The organism is Thalassotalea sp. SU-HH00458 (assembly GCF_040362795.1).
GTDB lineage: Bacteria > Pseudomonadota > Gammaproteobacteria > Enterobacterales > Alteromonadaceae > Thalassotalea_H > Thalassotalea_H castellviae.
In genome coordinates, this window is sequence record NZ_BAABWW010000003.1 from 346,157 (window position 1) to 365,438 (window position 19,282).

12 protein-coding genes are annotated in these 19,282 nt (G+C 38.6%); 7 read left to right on the top strand and 5 right to left on the bottom strand.

Translation table 11 applies throughout. The annotated features are described in order from the left end of the window. Positions 1-121: 121 nt before the first annotated feature. Positions 122-1,651 (bottom strand): alpha-L-fucosidase, encoded by a 1,530-nt coding sequence (locus ABXH06_RS06765; RefSeq protein WP_353517709.1) that lies wholly within the window; start codon positions 1,649-1,651, stop codon positions 122-124. 199 nt (positions 1,652-1,850) lie between these two features. Between ABXH06_RS06765 and ABXH06_RS06770 the strand changes: the two genes are divergently transcribed. The 5 genes from ABXH06_RS06770 (at position 1,851) to ABXH06_RS06790 (ending at position 6,919) form a co-directional block, all read left to right on the top strand. Further along, complete coding sequence (locus ABXH06_RS06770; protein ID WP_353517710.1) at positions 1,851-2,957, top strand: mandelate racemase/muconate lactonizing enzyme family protein; 1,107 nt, start codon at positions 1,851-1,853, stop codon at positions 2,955-2,957. 21 nt (positions 2,958-2,978) lie between these two features. Continuing rightward, entirely contained in the window at positions 2,979-4,013 is a 1,035-nt protein-coding gene (locus tag ABXH06_RS06775; protein WP_353517712.1) for a zinc-dependent alcohol dehydrogenase, read from the top strand. Continuing rightward, on the top strand, positions 4,013-4,777 hold the full coding sequence (locus ABXH06_RS06780; RefSeq protein ID WP_353517764.1) for an SDR family oxidoreductase: 765 nt from the start codon (positions 4,013-4,015) through the stop codon (positions 4,775-4,777). The genes ABXH06_RS06775 and ABXH06_RS06780 overlap by 1 nt, the downstream gene beginning before the upstream one ends. Positions 4,778-4,779: 2 nt before the next feature. Beyond that, entirely contained in the window at positions 4,780-6,231 is a 1,452-nt protein-coding gene (aldA, locus tag ABXH06_RS06785; protein ID WP_353517713.1) for an aldehyde dehydrogenase, read from the top strand. Between the two features lie 79 nt (positions 6,232-6,310). After that, positions 6,311-6,919: a GntR family transcriptional regulator gene (locus tag ABXH06_RS06790; protein WP_353517714.1), complete on the top strand. Its 609-nt coding sequence runs from the start codon at positions 6,311-6,313 to the stop codon at positions 6,917-6,919. 163 nt (positions 6,920-7,082) lie between these two features. Here the strand turns inward: ABXH06_RS06790 and ABXH06_RS06795 are convergent, their stop codons facing one another. Both ABXH06_RS06795 and ABXH06_RS06800 read right to left on the bottom strand, forming a co-directional pair. Continuing rightward, positions 7,083-8,276 carry a glycoside hydrolase family 117 protein gene (locus ABXH06_RS06795; protein ID WP_353517716.1) on the bottom strand — a complete coding sequence of 398 codons (1,194 nt, stop codon included), beginning with the start codon at positions 8,274-8,276 and terminating at the stop codon, positions 7,083-7,085. A gap of 293 nt (positions 8,277-8,569) precedes the next feature. Further along, the gene (locus tag ABXH06_RS06800; RefSeq protein WP_353517717.1) at positions 8,570-11,539 is read right to left on the bottom strand and encodes a TonB-dependent receptor; all 2,970 of its coding nucleotides are present in this window, start codon (positions 11,537-11,539) and stop codon (positions 8,570-8,572) included. Positions 11,540-11,869: 330 nt separating this feature from the next. Between ABXH06_RS06800 and ABXH06_RS06805 the strand changes: the two genes are divergently transcribed. After that, entirely contained in the window at positions 11,870-13,264 is a 1,395-nt protein-coding gene (locus ABXH06_RS06805) for a glycoside-pentoside-hexuronide (GPH):cation symporter (protein ID WP_353517718.1), read from the top strand. Between the two features lie 37 nt (positions 13,265-13,301). After that, positions 13,302-14,381 carry a glycoside hydrolase family 117 protein gene (locus ABXH06_RS06810; protein ID WP_353517720.1) on the top strand — a complete coding sequence of 360 codons (1,080 nt, stop codon included), beginning with the start codon at positions 13,302-13,304 and terminating at the stop codon, positions 14,379-14,381. Positions 14,382-14,484: 103 nt separating this feature from the next. Here ABXH06_RS06810 and ABXH06_RS06815 read toward each other — a convergent pair whose 3' ends face one another. Together ABXH06_RS06815 and ABXH06_RS06820 are read right to left on the bottom strand one after the other, a co-directional pair. Next, positions 14,485-17,556: a thrombospondin type 3 repeat-containing protein gene (locus tag ABXH06_RS06815; RefSeq protein ID WP_353517721.1), complete on the bottom strand. Its 3,072-nt coding sequence runs from the start codon at positions 17,554-17,556 to the stop codon at positions 14,485-14,487. A gap of 106 nt (positions 17,557-17,662) precedes the next feature. Further along, the gene (locus ABXH06_RS06820) at positions 17,663-19,252 is read right to left on the bottom strand and encodes an alpha-L-fucosidase (RefSeq protein ID WP_353517722.1); all 1,590 of its coding nucleotides are present in this window, start codon (positions 19,250-19,252) and stop codon (positions 17,663-17,665) included. Positions 19,253-19,282 lie beyond the last annotated feature (30 nt).

A 19,282-nucleotide genomic window follows, 5' to 3' on the forward strand; every position in this document is an offset into this window, starting at 1 on the left:
GTTTTTTCTTAATTCAAGGTAAATTAGTGCGTCAATAGCTGGTCTATTGCAAACTAATTAAACGCAGAAGTAAGGAAAAACAGCAGCTAGAAAGCAAATTGTTAAACCGAGCTGAGGTTAGTTAATTTGCATTAGTTACTTTTAACGTCCAAACATGTTCAGCAGGTAACTTACCCGGCAACAAGGTCGGCAGTTCTACAACAATACCTGACTCTGTTTTTTGATAAGACAATTCACCATTGACTCCAAGCATGGTAACTACAGTATCTTTACTTGTGTTAATATCTTTAATAATTATCTTATTAGTAGTTGGCCATGAAGGCATCATTGCATAAACATTATTATCTTTTTGTGTAAAGAACAACTCTTTAACGGCATAGCCTTTAGGAGGATTAAGCGTTACAGCAAAGACATCGTAACCACCGTGACGTCTATCACCAAAGCTTTCTTCATCATTAAACCCCGGGTTTATGCCTTCAGACCATTGTGCATCATGTTTCCACATACGAGTACCGTATATTGCTTCACCATTGACCTTCATCCATTTACCCATCTCAATTAATCGATCTTCCATAATAACAGGAATGCGGCCGTCGGCTGTTGGGCCAATATCAAGTAAAAAGTTACCACCACGGCTAACAATATCTACTAGCATAAAAACCAATTTTTTAGCCGAGTTATAATCTTCCAAGGTTTCATTTCTGTTAAAGCCAAAGGAGAAACCAATACCTCTATTTTCTTCCCACGGTCTAGTATTGTCTGCTAAACCAGCACCGTATTCTGTCGTGTAATAGCCACCGTGATTCTTACGAACCTTGCCCCAACGATCATTAAATACGACGCTGTCTTTAACCGAAGACTCTTCAGTAAGCCAATCTAAAAATTCAAGACTACGCCATTTGGAATAATCCATGATCCAATCGCCATCAGTGAAAAATACTTCTGGTTTATATTTTTCAACTACCTCATACATTTGCGGTAACATGACTTCATCTACGTACTTTTCTTTACTTTGTTCCCAAACAGGGTTAAACCAATCCCAAAGAGAATAATAAAGGCCCATTTTTACGTCTGTTTTATTAACTGCATTGGTTAATTCACCGACTAAGTCACGTTTTGGTCCCACTTCTTGACTATTCCATGGCATTCCGAAACTGTCAGACGCATGTTTATTTGGCCACAAGGTATAACCATCATGGTGCTTACTGGTTAACACCACATACTTTGCTCCAGCATCCTGAAAAACATTCGCCCAATGGTCGGGGTCAAACATTTCAGCATTAAATTCTGGTGCAAATTCAGAGTAGTGTTTATCTTTGCCATAATTTTTATCATGAAATTCATTGGTTTTGTCATGACGAAGTTGTTTTTTCTTTTTAACCGGATAGCCATCTTTATTGTGCCAATACCACTCGGAGTATGTACCTTTTATTGCATATGAAGGCACTGAGTAAACTCCCCAGTGAATAAAAATACCAAACTTAGCATCTTGCCACCAAGCTGGAATGGGGCGACTATCAATATGTTCCCAATCTTTTTCAGCACGCTGCGAATCTGCATATTTCCCGGTTTGCCCTGCTTCTTGTTTAACCTTCTCCGCTACCACAGGGGTAGAAAGAAGTACTGCTGCTAACAAAACAACTGATTTCATAATTTAAGCCTTCGTTTGGAATTTATTTTATCTATTATTCATTTTCACAAACACCAAAAGTGTTTATTATAATTAATATACACAAGTAGTTTTAATTGGTAAACTCATTATTCATTTAAATAATTAATTGTTAACTATTGACCAAATTATTTTTCCGAGTAAACTATATTGAAAATTGTTAACAATCTACAAGTAATTTATGAAACGAAATAAAACCACTATCGTAGAAATAAACACTCAGTATTATCAAATACCATTAGCTGAGGTGCTAACAGATGCAATGCATGGCGATCATACCCATTTCGAGCTATTGGTTTGCACAATAACTTGTGACGATGGAAGTCAAGGTGTTGGCTATACCTATACAGGTGGAAAAGGTGGTCGAGCTATTTATTCTCTCTTGAATGACGAATTAACCCCTTTCCTTCTTAATAAAGATGCCAACGAAATAGAAAAGTTGAATGAGCAAATGCAATGGCACTTACATTATGTTGCAAGAGGTGGTCTAGTGTCATTCGCAATATCAGCCATAGATATTGCACTTTGGGATATTCGCTGTAAAAAATTGGAACAACCTTTATGGCAAGTTGCTGGTGGAGCAAATGATCGAACCAATGCTTATGCAGGTGGCATAGATTTAAACTTCTCCAAAGAGAAGCTATTAAAAAATATCCAAGGTTATTTAGACCGAGGGTTTGAAGCAGTAAAAATTAAAGTAGGCCATCAAGACCATGCTATTGATGTAGAGCGCATTGCTGCTGTTAGAGCACTAATTGGTCCTGATAGAAAGTTCATGGTTGATGCAAACTATGCATTAACAGTAGAACAAGCAATTAAAGCCTCAAAAGCGTTCGAACCCTATGATTTAACGTGGTTTGAAGAACCAACCATTCCAGATGATTATTTAGGATTTGCTGAAATAGCAGATAATACAAATATCCCTTTAGCCATGGGTGAAAACTTACATACATTGTATGAATTTGGTTATGCCATCGCACAATCAAAGCTAGGTTTTTTACAACCAGATGCCTCAAATATTGGTGGTATTACAGGTTGGTTAGCGGTAGCAAAACTAGCCAAAGAAAATAATTTACCTATTTGTAGTCATGGTATGCATGAATTACATGTGTCTTTATTAGCATCACAAACGCATGCAGGCTATTTGGAAGTACATTCCTTTCCTATCGATAAATACACGAAAGCACCACTGAAACTTGAGAATGGATTAGCTTTAGCTCCTAATACTGTCGGTCATGGTGTAATTTTTGACCAAGAGCTATTAAACCCGTATCAAATTAACCTTTAAAAACCAAAAAAGGATAAAATAATGCAAGCCGCATTTTACATAGGTAATAAAGAATTTTCCGTGTCCTCTGGTACGGTTATAGCACCAGAAAGTGATGAAGTAAGATTAAACGTTGGCTTTGTTGGTATCTGTGGAACAGATATGCACATATACCATGGCGTAATGGACCAGCGAGTCGCTCCGCCAAAAATCATTGGGCATGAATTATCTGGCACAGTAGTAGACATTGGCAGTAATGTAAAAAATGTCAGTGTAGGCGATCGTGTTGTTGTTCGTCCTTTGGATTACTGTGGCAAATGTCCCGCTTGTGATGCTGGGCACAGTCATATTTGTCATCAATTAAAGTTTATGGGCATTGACTCTCCCGGTGCATTTCAGCAATCATGGACTATAAAATCACGCACTTTACACAAATTACCTGATGCAGTTTCACTTGAACATGGCGCATTAATTGAGCCACTCGCTGTTGCTTGTCATGATGTCGCTCGCTCTCGACTAAAACAAGGTGAGCATGCCGTTATCATTGGAGGAGGCCCTATAGGTCAATTGGTGGCTCAAGTCGCTAAAAGCACCGGTGCTCATGTATTGATTTCAGAGGTTAATGAAAGTCGTTTGGCATTTGCTAAGAAAAACGGTATTAAAACAGTAAACCCTGTATCTCAAAATCTCAACGCTGAAGTACAATCATGGACCCAAGGTAAAGGTGCGGATGTTATTTTTGAAGTTTCTGGCGTACAAGCAGCCATTGACGCAATGACCGAAATCGCTGCAGTTAGAGCCCGAATTTGTATGGTAGCCATTCATAGCGAAAAACCACAAGTCGATTTATTTCAATTTTTCTGGAAGGAACTTGAGTTGTTAGGAGCTCGCGTATATGAAGGTCAAGACTTTGAAAAAGCAATCGACCTTATTGCAACAAAAGCCATAGATGTTGAACCTTATATCAGTTCAATATCACCTTTATCAGAAATAAATAGCGCATTTGCCAATATGGCTGACAACCCACAAGGCATGAAAGCACTTGTTGCTTGTCAAAACATAGGAAAACCAGAATGATTTTAGATAGCTTTAATTTACAAGGTAAAACAGCCTTAGTCACTGGCTGTAAACGCGGTATTGGTTTTGGAATGGCTGTCGCTTTGGCAGAGGCAGGAGCTGATATCATTGGTGTTTCAGCTTCTCTCGAGTCAAAGGGATCTGATATTGAAAAGGCTGTAACTGCCTTAGGGAGAGAGTTTACCGCTTACCAGTGTGACTTCTCCCAACGTGATCAACTATATACATTTATTGATAGAGTTCAAAAAAATCATGAAAAAATCGATATCCTTGTCAATAATGCAGGAACAATTTTAAGAGATCCTGCAGCAAATCACAGTGATGAATACTGGGATACTGTCATCGAAGTGAACTTAAATGCACAATTTATTTTGTCTAGAGAGCTTGGCAAAAAAATGATTGAGCGCCAATCAGGGAAGATTATATTTACCGCATCATTATTAACGTATCAAGGAGGGATCACTGTACCAGGCTATGCAGCCAGTAAAGGAGCAGTTGGACAACTTGTCATGGCTTTATCTAATGAATGGGCAAGTCAAGGAGTTAACGTTAATGCCATCGCGCCGGGTTACATTGCTACAGATAATACCCAAGCGTTAAGGGATGATAATGAGCGTTCATCGGCTATCTTAAGTCGTATTCCACAAGGGCGTTGGGGTGAAATCGAAGACTTTAAAGGGCCTGTGGTATTTTTAGCCTCACAAGCCTCTAATTATATGAATGGTAGTACTGTCCTAGTGGACGGTGGCTGGATGGGAAGATAATCATGATCACAATTAAAAATAACGTTAACTTTATAAATGGTAAGTATATTCCATCAAAAGTAGCAGGTGAAATACAAGTATTTACACCTAGTACTGGCGAGCTATTGGGCGCAATACCTTCAGGTTGTAATGAAGATGCCCAATATGCGCTAGAAGTGGCAAAAGAAGCTCAAATCAGCTGGCGTAAACTTCCTGCACGTCAGCGTGCTGAAATGTTAAGAAAGTTTGCAGCAGGCATTCGAGCGGAAACTGAAGAACTGGCAAAATTATTGGTCAACGAACAAGGTAAGTTGCTTTCATTAGCAAGAATCGAAGTTGATGCAACAGCAACCTTTATTGAATATGCCTGTGATAACGCCTTAACAATGGAAGGAGATATTCTCCCTTCAGATAATGAAAATGAAAAGATCTATATTCATAAATACCCTAAAGGTGTGGTGGTAGGTATAACTGCTTGGAATTTCCCTTTAGCTTTGGCAGGAAGAAAAATTGGTCCAGCACTTATCACTGGCAATACCATTGTAATTAAACCAACAGCTGAAACACCACTAACTACAATGGAGTTAGGCCGAATAGCAAACGATGCTGGTATTCCTGCTGGTGTTCTTAATATCGTCAATGGTAATGGTTCACAACTAGGGAAATATTTGTGTGAGAACCCTATCACTAAAATGATCACCATGACAGGTAGTACGAAAGCAGGACAAGCCATTTACCATAGTAGTGCCGAACATCTTACTCACGTCATGTTAGAGCTGGGTGGTAAAGCACCGTTTATTGTGATGAATGATGCCGATTTAGATGCTGCTGCAGAAGATGCTTTTTGGGCAAGGTTTGCTAACTGTGGACAAGTATGTACCTGTGCTGAGCGACTGTATGTTCATGAAGAGGTTTATGATGAATTTATGGAAAAATTCTTAGCAAAAGTATCTTCATTAAAAGTTGGGGATCCAATGGATCCAACCAGTGAAATGGGTCCTAAAGTCAATCAACGTGAAATTGATTTTATTGACTCGCAAGTTAAAACAGCTATTTCAGAAGGTGCCACCCTTTCCTATGGCGGAAAACCAGCTAAAGTTGCAGGACTTGAAAACGGTGCTTGGTATGAGCCAACAGTGTTAGAAAATGTCACTCAAGAAATGACCATAGTTAAGGAAGAAACCTTTGGCCCTGTATTACCGGTGATCAAAATTACTTCTATAGAAGAAGCCATTAAACATACTAACGACAGTGAATTTGGCTTATCTGCCTATTTATATACCAATAATATGCGTTGGGTAGAACAATCAATCAATGAAATGGAAGTAGGTGAAGTTTACGTCAACCGAGGTATTGGAGAACAACACCAAGGGTTTCATTACGGTTTGAAAATGAGCGGTTGCGGTGGTGAAGACGGTAAATATGGTTTAGAGCAATATGTAGATAAGAAAACAGTCTACTTAAACCATTGTTAACAATAGACAGTTTCCGTTATAATGGCTGTGATTGCTTGTCATTAACAATAATCACAGCTTACAAGGACTATATTAAGATATGTTAGATTCAGCTCCTATCGTTTCAGTAAGAGACCAAATAGCACAACAGCTTCGTGCAGATATCATCAACGGTGTATTAATGGAAAATACTAAGTTGAAAGAACAAGAATTAGCAAAGCGTTTTGGTGTGTCAAGAGGTCCCGTTCGTGATGTATTACTGCAACTGAGCAAAGAGGGTTTACTTGTTTCTAAAAACAATTGTGGTGTTTCTGTTAACTCTTCACCTAAAGAAGAATTGCAGCCTTTAATGATAGAAACCCGTATTAATATTGAAACGTTTGCAATGAAGTTGGTGGTTAATGAACTTGATGACGATGACTTTTCAAAACTTGAGGATTTACTCAGTAAGCTGAACCAAGCGTTCACCGATGAAAATTACTTTCTTGTTACAGAAATAGATATGGCTTTCCACCGTTTTTTTGTTCATAAGGCCGGTGGCGATGACTTAGTGAATTTATGGCAACCTTTTATTTACCGGATGCGTATGAACTATAAGCGGCTAACCAATGCTCAAGAGTGTTACGACGAGCATAAAACTATTTTAGATGCGATGAAAGCCAAAGATATTAAAACGGCGATCAGCGCCCTAAAAGGGAATATTAAATAACACGTCATTGCATTTTTTATAAACGTTTGGTTTCGTTCTAACCGAATTATCAAAGGCTGGAAAATCCAGCCTTTTTTATGACTGTTAATTATATTAATACCAATCCGTATAAGCTCTATTTTCCTGTGCAATTTAACATGGCTTTTCTTCAAATTTTAAATCATCAGCCTTTTTCTTCGCTAATCAGTCGCTCTTTAACATGTGATTCTAATTGCATCGTTTCCTGAAAAAAGGTGGCTTCGTCATAACGACCTACTTGATCCCTTGGATTTTTAAAATAAGGGTCATGATGTTTTTGGTGTAAGTCACAATCAAATCGTACTAAAAATGACTGACTTTCGACCACCCGACGAGGATCGTCAGGATTTAATGTACTTTGACTAATATGACTTAACCCCCAAGTAACTCCTTGCCCATCACCGCTGTCGGTAAACGCATCTGCACAATATGGCCCGCCTGCAACAGGTGGACATGTTACTGAAGACATGATTTCAAAATTTACTCCATCAGGCGCATATTGAATGGTATTTTTCTCTGGGCCATCTACACATAACATCGCCGCTATTCCCTCTTTATAAGGAAATAGAAATGTTTCATGGCCAGAATTCAACAAGGGGTTAACGGCAGGTTTTTTAAAAGGTCCTTCAGGACTATCAGCTATCGCTACACCTTGCGCTCTAACTAACCAGTCTTTATGTTTGGTCGCAGGTTGTCCTTTATAGAACAGCCAAATTTGCCCTTTATAAACTAATGGATAAGGATCATGAATTGCTCCCCCATCCCATTCATCTTCGTTACCAAGTGATAGTATTGTGTCCTCACATCGTGTCCAAGGGCCTTCAGGGGATTCAGACCACGCCATACTCACGTCACAATGATCGCCTTTATCATTCGAGAATATTCCTGTAAATGATTGAAAATATAAATAATACTTGCCCTTGTGTACTAGAATATCAGGCGTGGTTGCCGAACGATCGCCATAATTACCTGGAGCTGCCCTTTCAACCGCTACGCCTTGTTCTTGCCAATCAAAGCCATTGGTACTTGTTGCATACCAGATCTCAGCTAAGTCCCAGTCAACCGCAGGTAAGACATCACTGCAATTGTTCATACCTACAGGTTCACATATTGTTTCTCGTCGTGTATACCAAACATAATACAATCCATCTTCTTTAATGATCTTAGTTGGATCTCGTCGAGAGACCTTTTTATCTTTACCTACGCCTGAAATGTGGGAATATTTGAAGTTGGTAAAAAACTCATTTTCTCGATCATCCTGTGCAGGCCATACGTCATACAAACGTTGCATTGCTTTACTTAGCCCTTCAGGTTTATTTTTCGGTAACTTTCCTAACATCAGTTTAACCTTTGTCATATTTCTTTGAGGTTTATACTTTTCCCTGAACATCGTCGTTATTTGCCATCGACGTGCATTAATGCACTAAAACCGAGAAGGCATGAATGCCTAAATGCAGCTATAGCATCACAACATTACCTATAAAGTTGTAGATGCTGGTGATTTATCAGGAACAAAAACAATCCCCTTTCATCATAAAGATAAAATTCCAGCCCCCTCTCGAAGACTGAAATTTTATAAAGGGAGAAATTTAATACCCATTTATTATTGTAGTTAAATGAGTATGTTGTGTCTTAAAAAACAGCTCTTACACCTAAGCGTAGCGTACGACCATTATACGTTTGATTATAATTTCTATCAGTTGGTACGTTATCACCTTTGATTAAATTACCATCAGTACGTTCAGCAGAGAAGTACTCGGTACTTTCTTCTAATAAATTACTTACGCTGCCAATAACCTCAATGCTGTCGGTTACTTGATAACTAAATGAAGCATCTAATTGACCATATTCATCACGCCAAATTGCCATACCGTCTAAGCTATTAATAGGGTTCTCTAACGACTCTGAACGCCAGTTATAAGCAACACGTACCATTAAATCATCATCTTCATAAAAGCCCATAATGTTATAAGTATCTTCTGATTGATTTTGATAAGGTAAGTCGACTGAATCGTCACCAAATGACTCTCTAAAATAATCAGCTTCACTATCAGAATAGGTATAATTAGCTTGTATACCGAAGTTTTCAAAGCCTTCAATAAAATCAAAGTTAGTTAAGAAACCAAGCTCTACACCACTAATTCTACCGCCTTCACCGTTAATCGGCATAGAGACAGATTCAAAGAACAAAGGAAATTCTTGTGGTGAAGGTAAAGCACTTTCACCCTCTAAAAAGTCTTCTTCTGTATAGAATGGTTCGCGAGTACCTATTTCTGTTTCATAACCCTCAACTTTCACCTTACCTAATTCAACAAAGTTAAAAATATAGCTTTCTATATCTTTATAGAAGATACCAGCAGAGAACATACCGGTTTCGCTAAAGTAATACTCATAAGACAGATCAAACTGATTCGCTTCATATGGATCTAACTTAACATTACCACCTACAAATGAATCTTCATCGGCAACAGTCCAATCTGGATCGTCAATGCCATCAACATCATACCATCCGTCAGTTGTAGTGCTTGCTCCTGCTTTCGCTTGGTTAAAGTTAGGTCTCGCCATCACTTTTGCCGCAGCAAATCTAAGTACCATCTCATCATTTAATTTGTAACTTAAGTTAAGGCTAGGCAAGACATTGTCATAATCATGTTCTAATGAAATTTGGTCTAATTCCATACCATGTGTTGCTTCATAATAACCACCGGTCAATGCATCACTGGTTAGGTCTGTTTGAACATAACGAACACCAACATTACCCGTTAAGTTTCCATCCATCATATCGATATTTGCTTGAAAATATAATGCCATGGTCTCTTCTTCATTATCTGCGCTACCACGTCTATCAGGTGTCATGCCCATCGCATCAAACACACTATCAAAGTCAGTAAAATAAGGTGTTGAACCATCATCGGTAAAGCCAAACAGTCTATTCATATGCGCGGTATAGCTAGTAATTGCGTTGTCAAAACTATGAATGGCATTCCAACCTGTTGGCACGCCCGAGTTTGCATTGCCGCCCATAAAATTAATCGGATCAAAACGCTCGGCATTTACATCATGAAATAACGGTTCAGCTCCCCATAAACTCCAGCCGCCATTATATTCAGGGAATGAGATTTCCCATGGGCCTAAATGTTGCGAAGCATCTAAGGTTTCTTTAGTGCGTTTATTCCAACGAGCACCAATTTCAATAGAGGTGAACATTTCACTGTCATCTAATTCGTATTGAGCATCCACTTTAAATGATACATCTTCATCGGTATTTTCAACCGGCAAACGCATAATTGGTCCTTGGTTCAATCGGTTAAGATTGAAATGAACCATACCATCTTCTTCATAAGTTTCACCGGCATGATTATCAGTTTTACTGGCATCGTAATATTCGCTTCCCCACGGTAAATAAGAATATTGGCGATCCGAACCTAGTTTAAATAATGCATCATGTTGATCGCCATTTAACCACCAATGGTCAAAGTTATATAATTGTTGAGTCAGCTCTTCAGTTTCAGCTTTAGAATAACCAGCAGCGAATGAAAGTGTCCATTTTTCTAGCTCAATTTCTGCACCTAGTTGTACAGTTAAGGTATCAATATCAGCATCAATATTTTCATCCTGCGTTGATATATATAAGTTATCAACAGCAAATTCAGTCATGGTATTAGTACTAGGATCTGTGACAATGGAGTCGGCATTTATTGCGCCAAAACCATAAGGAATCCAACTGGTAAAGGCGTGTGTAAGAAAACTATCTTCCACTTTGCTATAGGTAACGTCTAGGTAGCTATCAATATTGTCCGCTGGTTGCCATTGAAGGTTAACTAATACAGAACTACGCTCCCGTTCACGCCCTTGCGCTGAAACACCCCAACGGGTTGGATAAAAACCTTGATCAGTGCCTTCCCAACTCCAGTTTGAAATTGCATCAGTGCGTGTATCAATTTGCTCATGTGAAACTGCAGCTGCAATACCAAAGCTATCACTTAGTGGTGTCATATAAGAAAAAGTAAAAGCTGGAGAGGTTTCTTCATTGTTTTCATTATAAACAGCTTCAACAAATGCAGTGCCTTTGGCTTCACCAACATCCAAAGGACGAGCCGTTAGAATATTAATAGTTCCACCAACACTACCTTCCATATGTTTAGCCATAGGAGACTTATAGACTTCTACGGCAGAGATCATCGAAGAAGGCATGCTGCTAAAATCAATCCCTCGCCCATCACCTGCTGAAGCAACGGTTTGGCCATTGATTAAGGTAAGGTTTAAATTATCAGTAATACCACGAATAGTGACGGAAGTTCCTTCGCCATTATCTCTTGCAATACTTACACCTGTGATACGTTGCAGCGCTTCGGCAATATTTCTGTCAGGCATTTTACCGATATCTTCAGCGACAATGGTATCTGATACTACATCACTAAAGCGTTTGCGGTTGACTGCTTCCGATAAAGAGCCTCTTAGCCCTGTGACTTGAATTACTTCAATTTCATCTTTTTCTGCTTCGTTAGATTCGGCAGCATACGTGTTTACCGATGCCAATGTCATTGACGCTAATGCGCTAATACAAGCTAAAGTAAGTTTATTTCTATGGAACTTTTTCATGAAAAGGCCTTAATGTTATATTTTTTCTTAATCAACTTTAGTGACGAATCAGATTCCATAACTCGTTAAATTGTCCCACCAACACTAATCATTGATCACATGATTTCAAATTGACTCTTTATCATTAACAAGCATTAAAACATAAAATTGTTAACAATATCCAATAAACTAAACCTTAAATTTTAAATTGTCAACAATTTACAGTTATCAATATTGATAATTTTTTTAAAGATAACTAAAAACGAATATTATATTTACACAACTAAATTAGCGTGCTACATTTTGTAAATTGTTAACAATATTGATTACAGATATTAAATAGGTAATTGAATGACAGCTTCGATACAACATATAAAGTCAAGTGAATTTCCAGATTACAAACTAGGTTCCATTACAAAGTTCAATTACGGTATAGGTGATTTCGGTAACAACATTATTTGGCATACCATGGGGCTTTGGTTAGCGTATTTCTACACTGACGTATATGGGTTAAGTGCGATACATGTTGGTACTATGTACCTAGTGGTAAGAATCTTTGACGCAATTACTGATCCTTTAGTGGGCTTATGGGTTGATAGGACACGCACTAAGTATGGGAGTTGTCGACCATTTATTCTTTACGGAACAATTCCATTAGCCATTACCTTTATCATGCTCTTTTACACACCTGATTTATCAGATACTGGTAAACTTATTTATGCGTACACAAGTTATGCGCTGTTAACCCTTGCTTATACCTTAGTCAATGTTCCCTTTTCATCAATGGCTGGCTTTTTAACTCGTGATTCAGACGAAAGAACTGTGTTGCAATCTTTTAGGTTTGGTCTTGGTATGCTGGCGTCGGTATTTGTTTCATATACAACCTTATCGTTAGTTGCATCATTAGGTGAAGGAAACGAGCAACAAGGTTTTTTCTATACCGCCATTGTCTTTTCTCTTCTAATCATGGCTTGTTTATATTATTGTTTTTTTACCGTTAAAGAAGTGTACCCTGCTCCCCCTCTTGGTAATAACAATACCAAGCCAATAAAACAGTTAGTGGCAGATATTAAAGCAGCTTTTAAGAACAAACAGCTTGTCATATTATTTTTAGGCAACATTCTCTTTTTTATTACCTTAACGCTAAAAGCTACTCCTTCTGTCTATTATGTAAAAGAAGTGCTAATTAATGCAGAACACTTGCTCACAACATTTATGACGTGGGGAACAGTAGGTGCAACATTAGGCGCCGCACTTTCCGCAGTATTATGGACTAGATTTGACAAAGTTCGTGCATATAAAGCGCTAATGTTTATTTGTGGCATATTAACAGCGATCCCTTACTGGATGTCGGGCACAGACTTTTTAGCTATTTTATCTTTAGGTGTCATCGTATCTTTTCTTTCTTTGAGTATGGTACCACTCATTTGGAGCATGCTAAGTGATGTCGTTGATTATCAACTATCACTTACAGGAAAAAATATGTCGGGGCTATTCTTTGCTTTATTCCTTTTTACTTTAAAAGTGGGGTTAGGCGTTGGTGGCGCACTGTCACTTTGGATCATGGGAGAAACAGGTTATATAGCAAATATCCCACAACAAAGTGCGGAAGTTGTCGAGAGTATTAACTTTATCAGTACGTTATTGCCGGGCATTTTGTTTATTTCTGCCGGTATGATCATGATGTTCTACACATTAAATAAAGAAAAAAGAACAGAAATAAAAATTAAGCTGTATGGAGAATAAGTTGGTGAACCAATTAAATACAAACATAAGTGCTGCAATGAAACGGCACAAGGTTGATGATAGTGAAAATGAATTATATACCCGTTTTCGTTATCAACCTATTACAGGGTTAGGCTACGAACCCGGCGTTAACCGTCGAGATCCAAGCACCATTATCAAAGCCAATAAAAAATACTACATTTGGTATACCCGCAATGAATGCACACAATCAAGCTGGCTAGATGCAGATATTTGGTATGCCACTAGCGATGACGGAATTGATTGGCATGAGCAAGGTGCCGCTGTTGTTCGTGGCGCGCCAGGTTCATGGGATGAATATAGTGTGTTCACCACCGAAATTTTGGTTGCCGAAGGTAAGTACTACTTGTGCTATCAAGCGAAAAAAAACAATGATCCACTTAATGTAGTTGGCATGGCGTGGGCTGAATCACCTGATGGACCATGGCAAAAGTTAGATGACCCTATTTTAACGCCGACGCCTGATGGCAAATTAATCAACCCTACTGAGCACGGTGACTCCAACTGGGGAGCCGCAACCGAGATTGGCTCATGGGACAGTGGTGCACTGCATGATCCTGGCATCATTAAATTTAATGGTAAATATTACTTATATTACAAAGGGCACGCCATTGGCGAGAAAATGTTTACCGATTCAAAATGGGGCGTGGCAATAGCTGACAAACCAGAAGGTCCTTACATTAGACACCCTGCAAACCCAGTTTCAAATAGTGGTCACGAAACTTGGGTCTTTCCATGGAAAACCGGAATGGCTGCCATAGTGGACTGGGCTGGCCCGGAGAAAGGTACCATACAATATTCAGAAGACGGTGTTAATTTTGACATAGTCACAACATTGGAAGACATTCCTCCTGCGGGCGGTGCATATGTCGCAGATAAGTTTTTAGATAATAAAGACGGACAAGGATTTTCGTGGGGTTTAGCGCATTACGGTGGTTCAGACTGGACTTTCTTAGTTGGTTTTACTTGTGATTTGACACGAGAGGGTGATAAAGATTTAGGTTGGCATAATTTTCCTCATTACAGCACCATCAGAGATGTTTTAAAAGACCCAGAAAAATTTGGTTTGAAGCGAAATAATCTCTTTAAAGGCTGTTAATTAGCAAGTTACCTTAAGCCAAATGAAAAACAAAGTGACTCTTTTACGAGTCACTTTTTTTACTTTAAAGAAATCCACATAAAAATGAACAAACATATGTCGTTTAGTTAACCAAGAGATCACTCATACTATTCATCCGTCTTATTTTTAATACAAGAGCTAGCAAAATAAGCAACCAGAAACTAAAACTTCCTCCACTTGATGTTGAAGCATCATTTTCGTTATTTTTTTGCTGTGGAATTGAAGACGACGATAGTGGGTCACTTCCAGCTGATACTTCAGTGCTATCTGAATAACCATCATTATCATCATCACTATCAGCATTATTGCCAATACCATCGTTGTCAGTGTCGATTGATTCTGAACTATCTAAAGGAAAAGCATCTTCATCATCTAATACACCATCGTTATCATCATCATTATCAGCATTATTACCAATACCATCGTTGTCAGTGTCTAGACATTCTTGCGGATCATTTGGAAAAGCATCATCAATATTTAAACACCCATCATTATCTGAATCTTCACTGGGTAAACTTGATGGCTTATAGGAATACACGTTGGCTAAACCCAGCTCATTAATTGACATTGTTTCGCTGCCATCTTCAAGCGCAATGACACCAAAACCAGAAATTTGTGTTAAATTTGGTACTCCTTCAACAGCAAAATTAACTTCGCCTTCACCACCATTGTCAACTTGCTCCATATCTTGTATACCTTCAGAGGATTGCTCACTGCTAAGCCATGTCAATTGACTGATATTGAACGAGGTCGTTCTGGTGGAATCCCAATCATTTTTAGGAACATTTAGGGCAGAAGATCGCCACCATGTGGTGTCATCACGTATTATCATTGCCCATTGTTGCGCAGGTGATTGAGAAACATTAAAAATTAAGTTCGCATCAAGTGAAGAAATATCTAGCAATTCGTTTGGCACATTGGCGTTATTCTCTGCCGTCAACTCGGTATTTTTATCAAAACGGGTATACAATCGAGAGTTTTTTTTTGCGCCTTGCTGGAATTGAACAATACCACCCCAGTTATTATTTTGACTAATAATACCGCCCGATGAAAATGCTCCCCAAGCCCAACCTTCGCCGAAGCGATGAATTTTCTCATTATCATCACCTTGGCTGTCAAGATAAACAAATCCTTCGTTGTCAGGCAGCTCATTTTGATCAAACTTGTCAGTGATTACCACTTTAATTTTAGGAGCAAATTCAGATTTATCTGGCATCGTTTCACTCGCAAATAACTCAATCACGCCCCAATTTACTAGCTTGGGGACATTAATGGTCGCAACACCATTTTTATATTCCACACTCAGTTTAATAACCTCTTGCCCCGGCTGATTAAAACGTGCTGACAACATACTTTTACCAAATAAAGTATCAGCAACGGTGATAACAATATTATCTTTAGTATTTATTGACTTAGTGTTTTTATTAAAGTCTCGATTAACAAGGTGGATAATATGAGGTGGGTTATTATGGGGAAAATCATGATTAACCCGAGGAAAAGTAGCGACTTTATCTGCATTCACAGTGATCTCAGTTGGCACTAGTTGCTGTAGTTGCGCTAAGTTTGGCCAAGAAACAAGCTTGTCTTTATTATAATCAAGGATCTGTTGCTGTGTGGTATCTAATGCATAGCCATTAAAGGGTGTTTGAATCAATACCTGATAGTTATCAATTTGGCTTATTTGATCCGTATCCATTAGATACTTAGGCCACCAGTCATCCCCGGCAACTAACAATTTAAAAGGAATATTTTGTTCCATCAACTCCGTCGCCGCAGAAAATATATCTAACTGATTATATTGGCTTTGGCGGTAAGCTGCATGGCTATAAACAAGTCCAACTTTGGCGACAGATTCAAAATCATCAAAAAGGTAGTTGTTTTCAGCAATCCACTGATAAATATAATCATAATCACCAGTTTGAGCGTTGTAATAGCGCTGTCCTTGATTATTATATGACCACATCTGTTCCGGTGCCATAAAGACAGCACCATTTGAGTAAGCCTGAGCTATCCATGCTTTAACAAGGTCAATCGCTTCAGGATTATCAACCATGTAATTCCAGTCAGTATTAGGTTGTCCGGTAAGTGCTAATGGTTTGCCTATTGCCTCTGCTAATTTATACATTAACATCACTTCGCTACTAACGGTTTCTAATTGCCCTTTATGGTTAAACTCTTGGACATAAAAATCGAACTCATCGATTGAAGCAAAACGAATACCTTTAAAATAAGGATCTAAAATGGGTGAACTCGTCCCTACCTCAATATAATCACCGTTGCTCTTTTTGGGGTAACCTTTATCTTTTGCAACCGCATCAGTAAAGTTCACTAAATCACTAAGGTAAGTGTTATTCCATTCTTTGAGAAACAATTTAAAAAACTCTGCAAGGGGAATTTTAGCACCACTTAGCGTCGCAGCCTCATACGTTTCAACTGTATAGCCTAAAGACTGCAAATATCGCCCGTAGTGAAATTCGGCCACATCATCAACCCCAATAGATTTAAGGTCACTTTTAGAATATTTTTTAATTAACCAATCCCGAAAGTTGCTCTGCGTATTTTCACTAAAGCCACCACCTAAATGATACTGTGCAGGAGAGGTATGTTGAGAATCAAATAATAAAGCACCAACCGTGTCTGGCCCTGTAGTTTCACCATAAAAGGCAATATCTTTAATTTGCCACTTGATATAATCCTGAAATAGCGGCGCATGAGTAGAAAAGTAATAATGGCCTGGAAACCACTTTATTTCTAGGGGAGAGCCATCAAGTCGTTTAACCATTGCTGATTGGTAGTTCTGCGGATATTTGGTTGTCATTCCTCGCCAAATAACATCCCACTCGATACGAGAAACCCATGCCACCCCTGCTTCTTTATGACTTGCAAGGCCATCAATATAATTTTGCATACTCGACTCAAAATCATTTTGCGCATCAAAGTTAGGGAAAGTAGGTGGAAGAAAACCCCACATGGTAGTGTCAACTTGGTATTTACTATATTTTCCATGATGTTGAGAATTAAGCTCGTGCCACAGGGGCTGCGTGAATAACACGTCGGATTCAACTAAAAAACGCTTTTGTTCGTCGGCATTAGTCATAGTGCTACACAAAACAATAACATTAATAATGAAGACGTTAATCCAGCCAAATTTCATAGTTATTCTGCTTTTTTCATCATTTTTATCACAGTGAAGTTAATAGATATATTAAGGTGTAGATAGGAAGTATGGCCGTATTCACAGCCATACCACTTAGGTTGTACTATTGAGCTGTTTTAGTTGTTTCTATTTTATAACTAATCGCCACCTTATTTGGCGCTTTAAATGGAGCGGTAATTTCTAACCCTTGCTCTGTCACTTTCCATTTTATCTTTTCTGGTGAGTCAACAACACTTACCTTGGTAACAGATAAGCCACCTAATTTTTCTTTCGAAAGGCTTTTAATTATTACCTTTTTATGGCTTCCCGGCCAACCCATTTGAATCGCATAAATACTGTTGCCGTTGGTAGTAAAGCGAATATTTTCTTGGTTATATGCGCCGTCCATTTCTACAAAATGACCTGACGATTTAAGGCGTTTAGGGCCTTCACCATAGACTTTATATGGTCTTGTATTGTAAATAGCTTCTCCATTTGCCCTTAGCCATTTACCTACACCTAATAAAGAATCCTTTTGTGCTTGCGGGATAACCCCATTGGCTTTAGGCGAAATGTTCAATAATAACTGACCATTTTTACTGACAATATCAACCAAGGTATGAATGATTTCTTTTGAGGGTTTAATGTCTAACTCTTCAGTATACGACCAGCTTCCTGTAGTCGTCCACGTACCGGCACTGATAGTATCGTCAGTTAACCAGCTATACGAAGTTAACTCATCTAATCGCCCTTTTTCAAAATCAACTACACCAACTGATTGCGGCATATCCTCTTGTTTATAGGTGATCATCACTTCTTTGTCCCAACCTTTAGCAGCATTGAGATAATACGCTGCAAATTCTTGGCGATTTTGTTCAGGGATCCTGTCAAGCCATGAATCAAACCAAATTAAATCAGGCTGATAATTATCTATCACTTCTTCTAATTTGCCGTTCCACATCCCAAGCCATTGTTGACGTTCCATAGAACCATAAAGTTTTTGCAACTCTTCAGAGTCCTTATGGCCAGGGTTGTTGCGAAGCATATACTGCTCACGACCATAATAATGCCATTGACGTCTTTTTTTGCCCGCTTCAATGCCAAAGTCACCGCCTTTGGCGTGATGAAATGTCGTAATAAATTTCATATCACGCTTACGAATAGCTTTTGCCATTTCACCAACAATGTCTCTTTTAGGGCCAGTATCAGCAGCATTCCATGGCGTTAATTCAGAATCCCACATCGCATAACCATCATGGTGTTCAGCCACAGGACCGGCAAATTTAGCACCTGATAAATAGAATAAATCAGCCCATTCTTCTGCATTAAAATTACTGGCAGTGAACATTGGAATTAAATCGTGATATTCAAAGTCTTTGGGCTCACCAAAAGCTTGCTTGTGATGTTCATGTTCTCGAAATGTTTGAAAACCGACACCTAAGTTATAGTTTCGCTTTTGTTTGTTTTCTACCGGTTTCTTACCACTTGGGTGGCCATACATGGTACGAGGATAGTGCTCATTTCCATAAGCAGGTACAGAATAAGGTCCCCAATGAAAATAAATACCAAATTTGGCGTCTTTAAACCACTCAGGTGCTTGCTGATGAGCAGATAAAGACTGCCAATTCGCTTGATAATCATTAGCAACTAACGTCAAAGATAAAGATGACGATAAAAACAACGTTGATGCCAACAGCAATGATTGTTTATTCATAATTAATACTCTGTTTTAATTCCTTTAAGG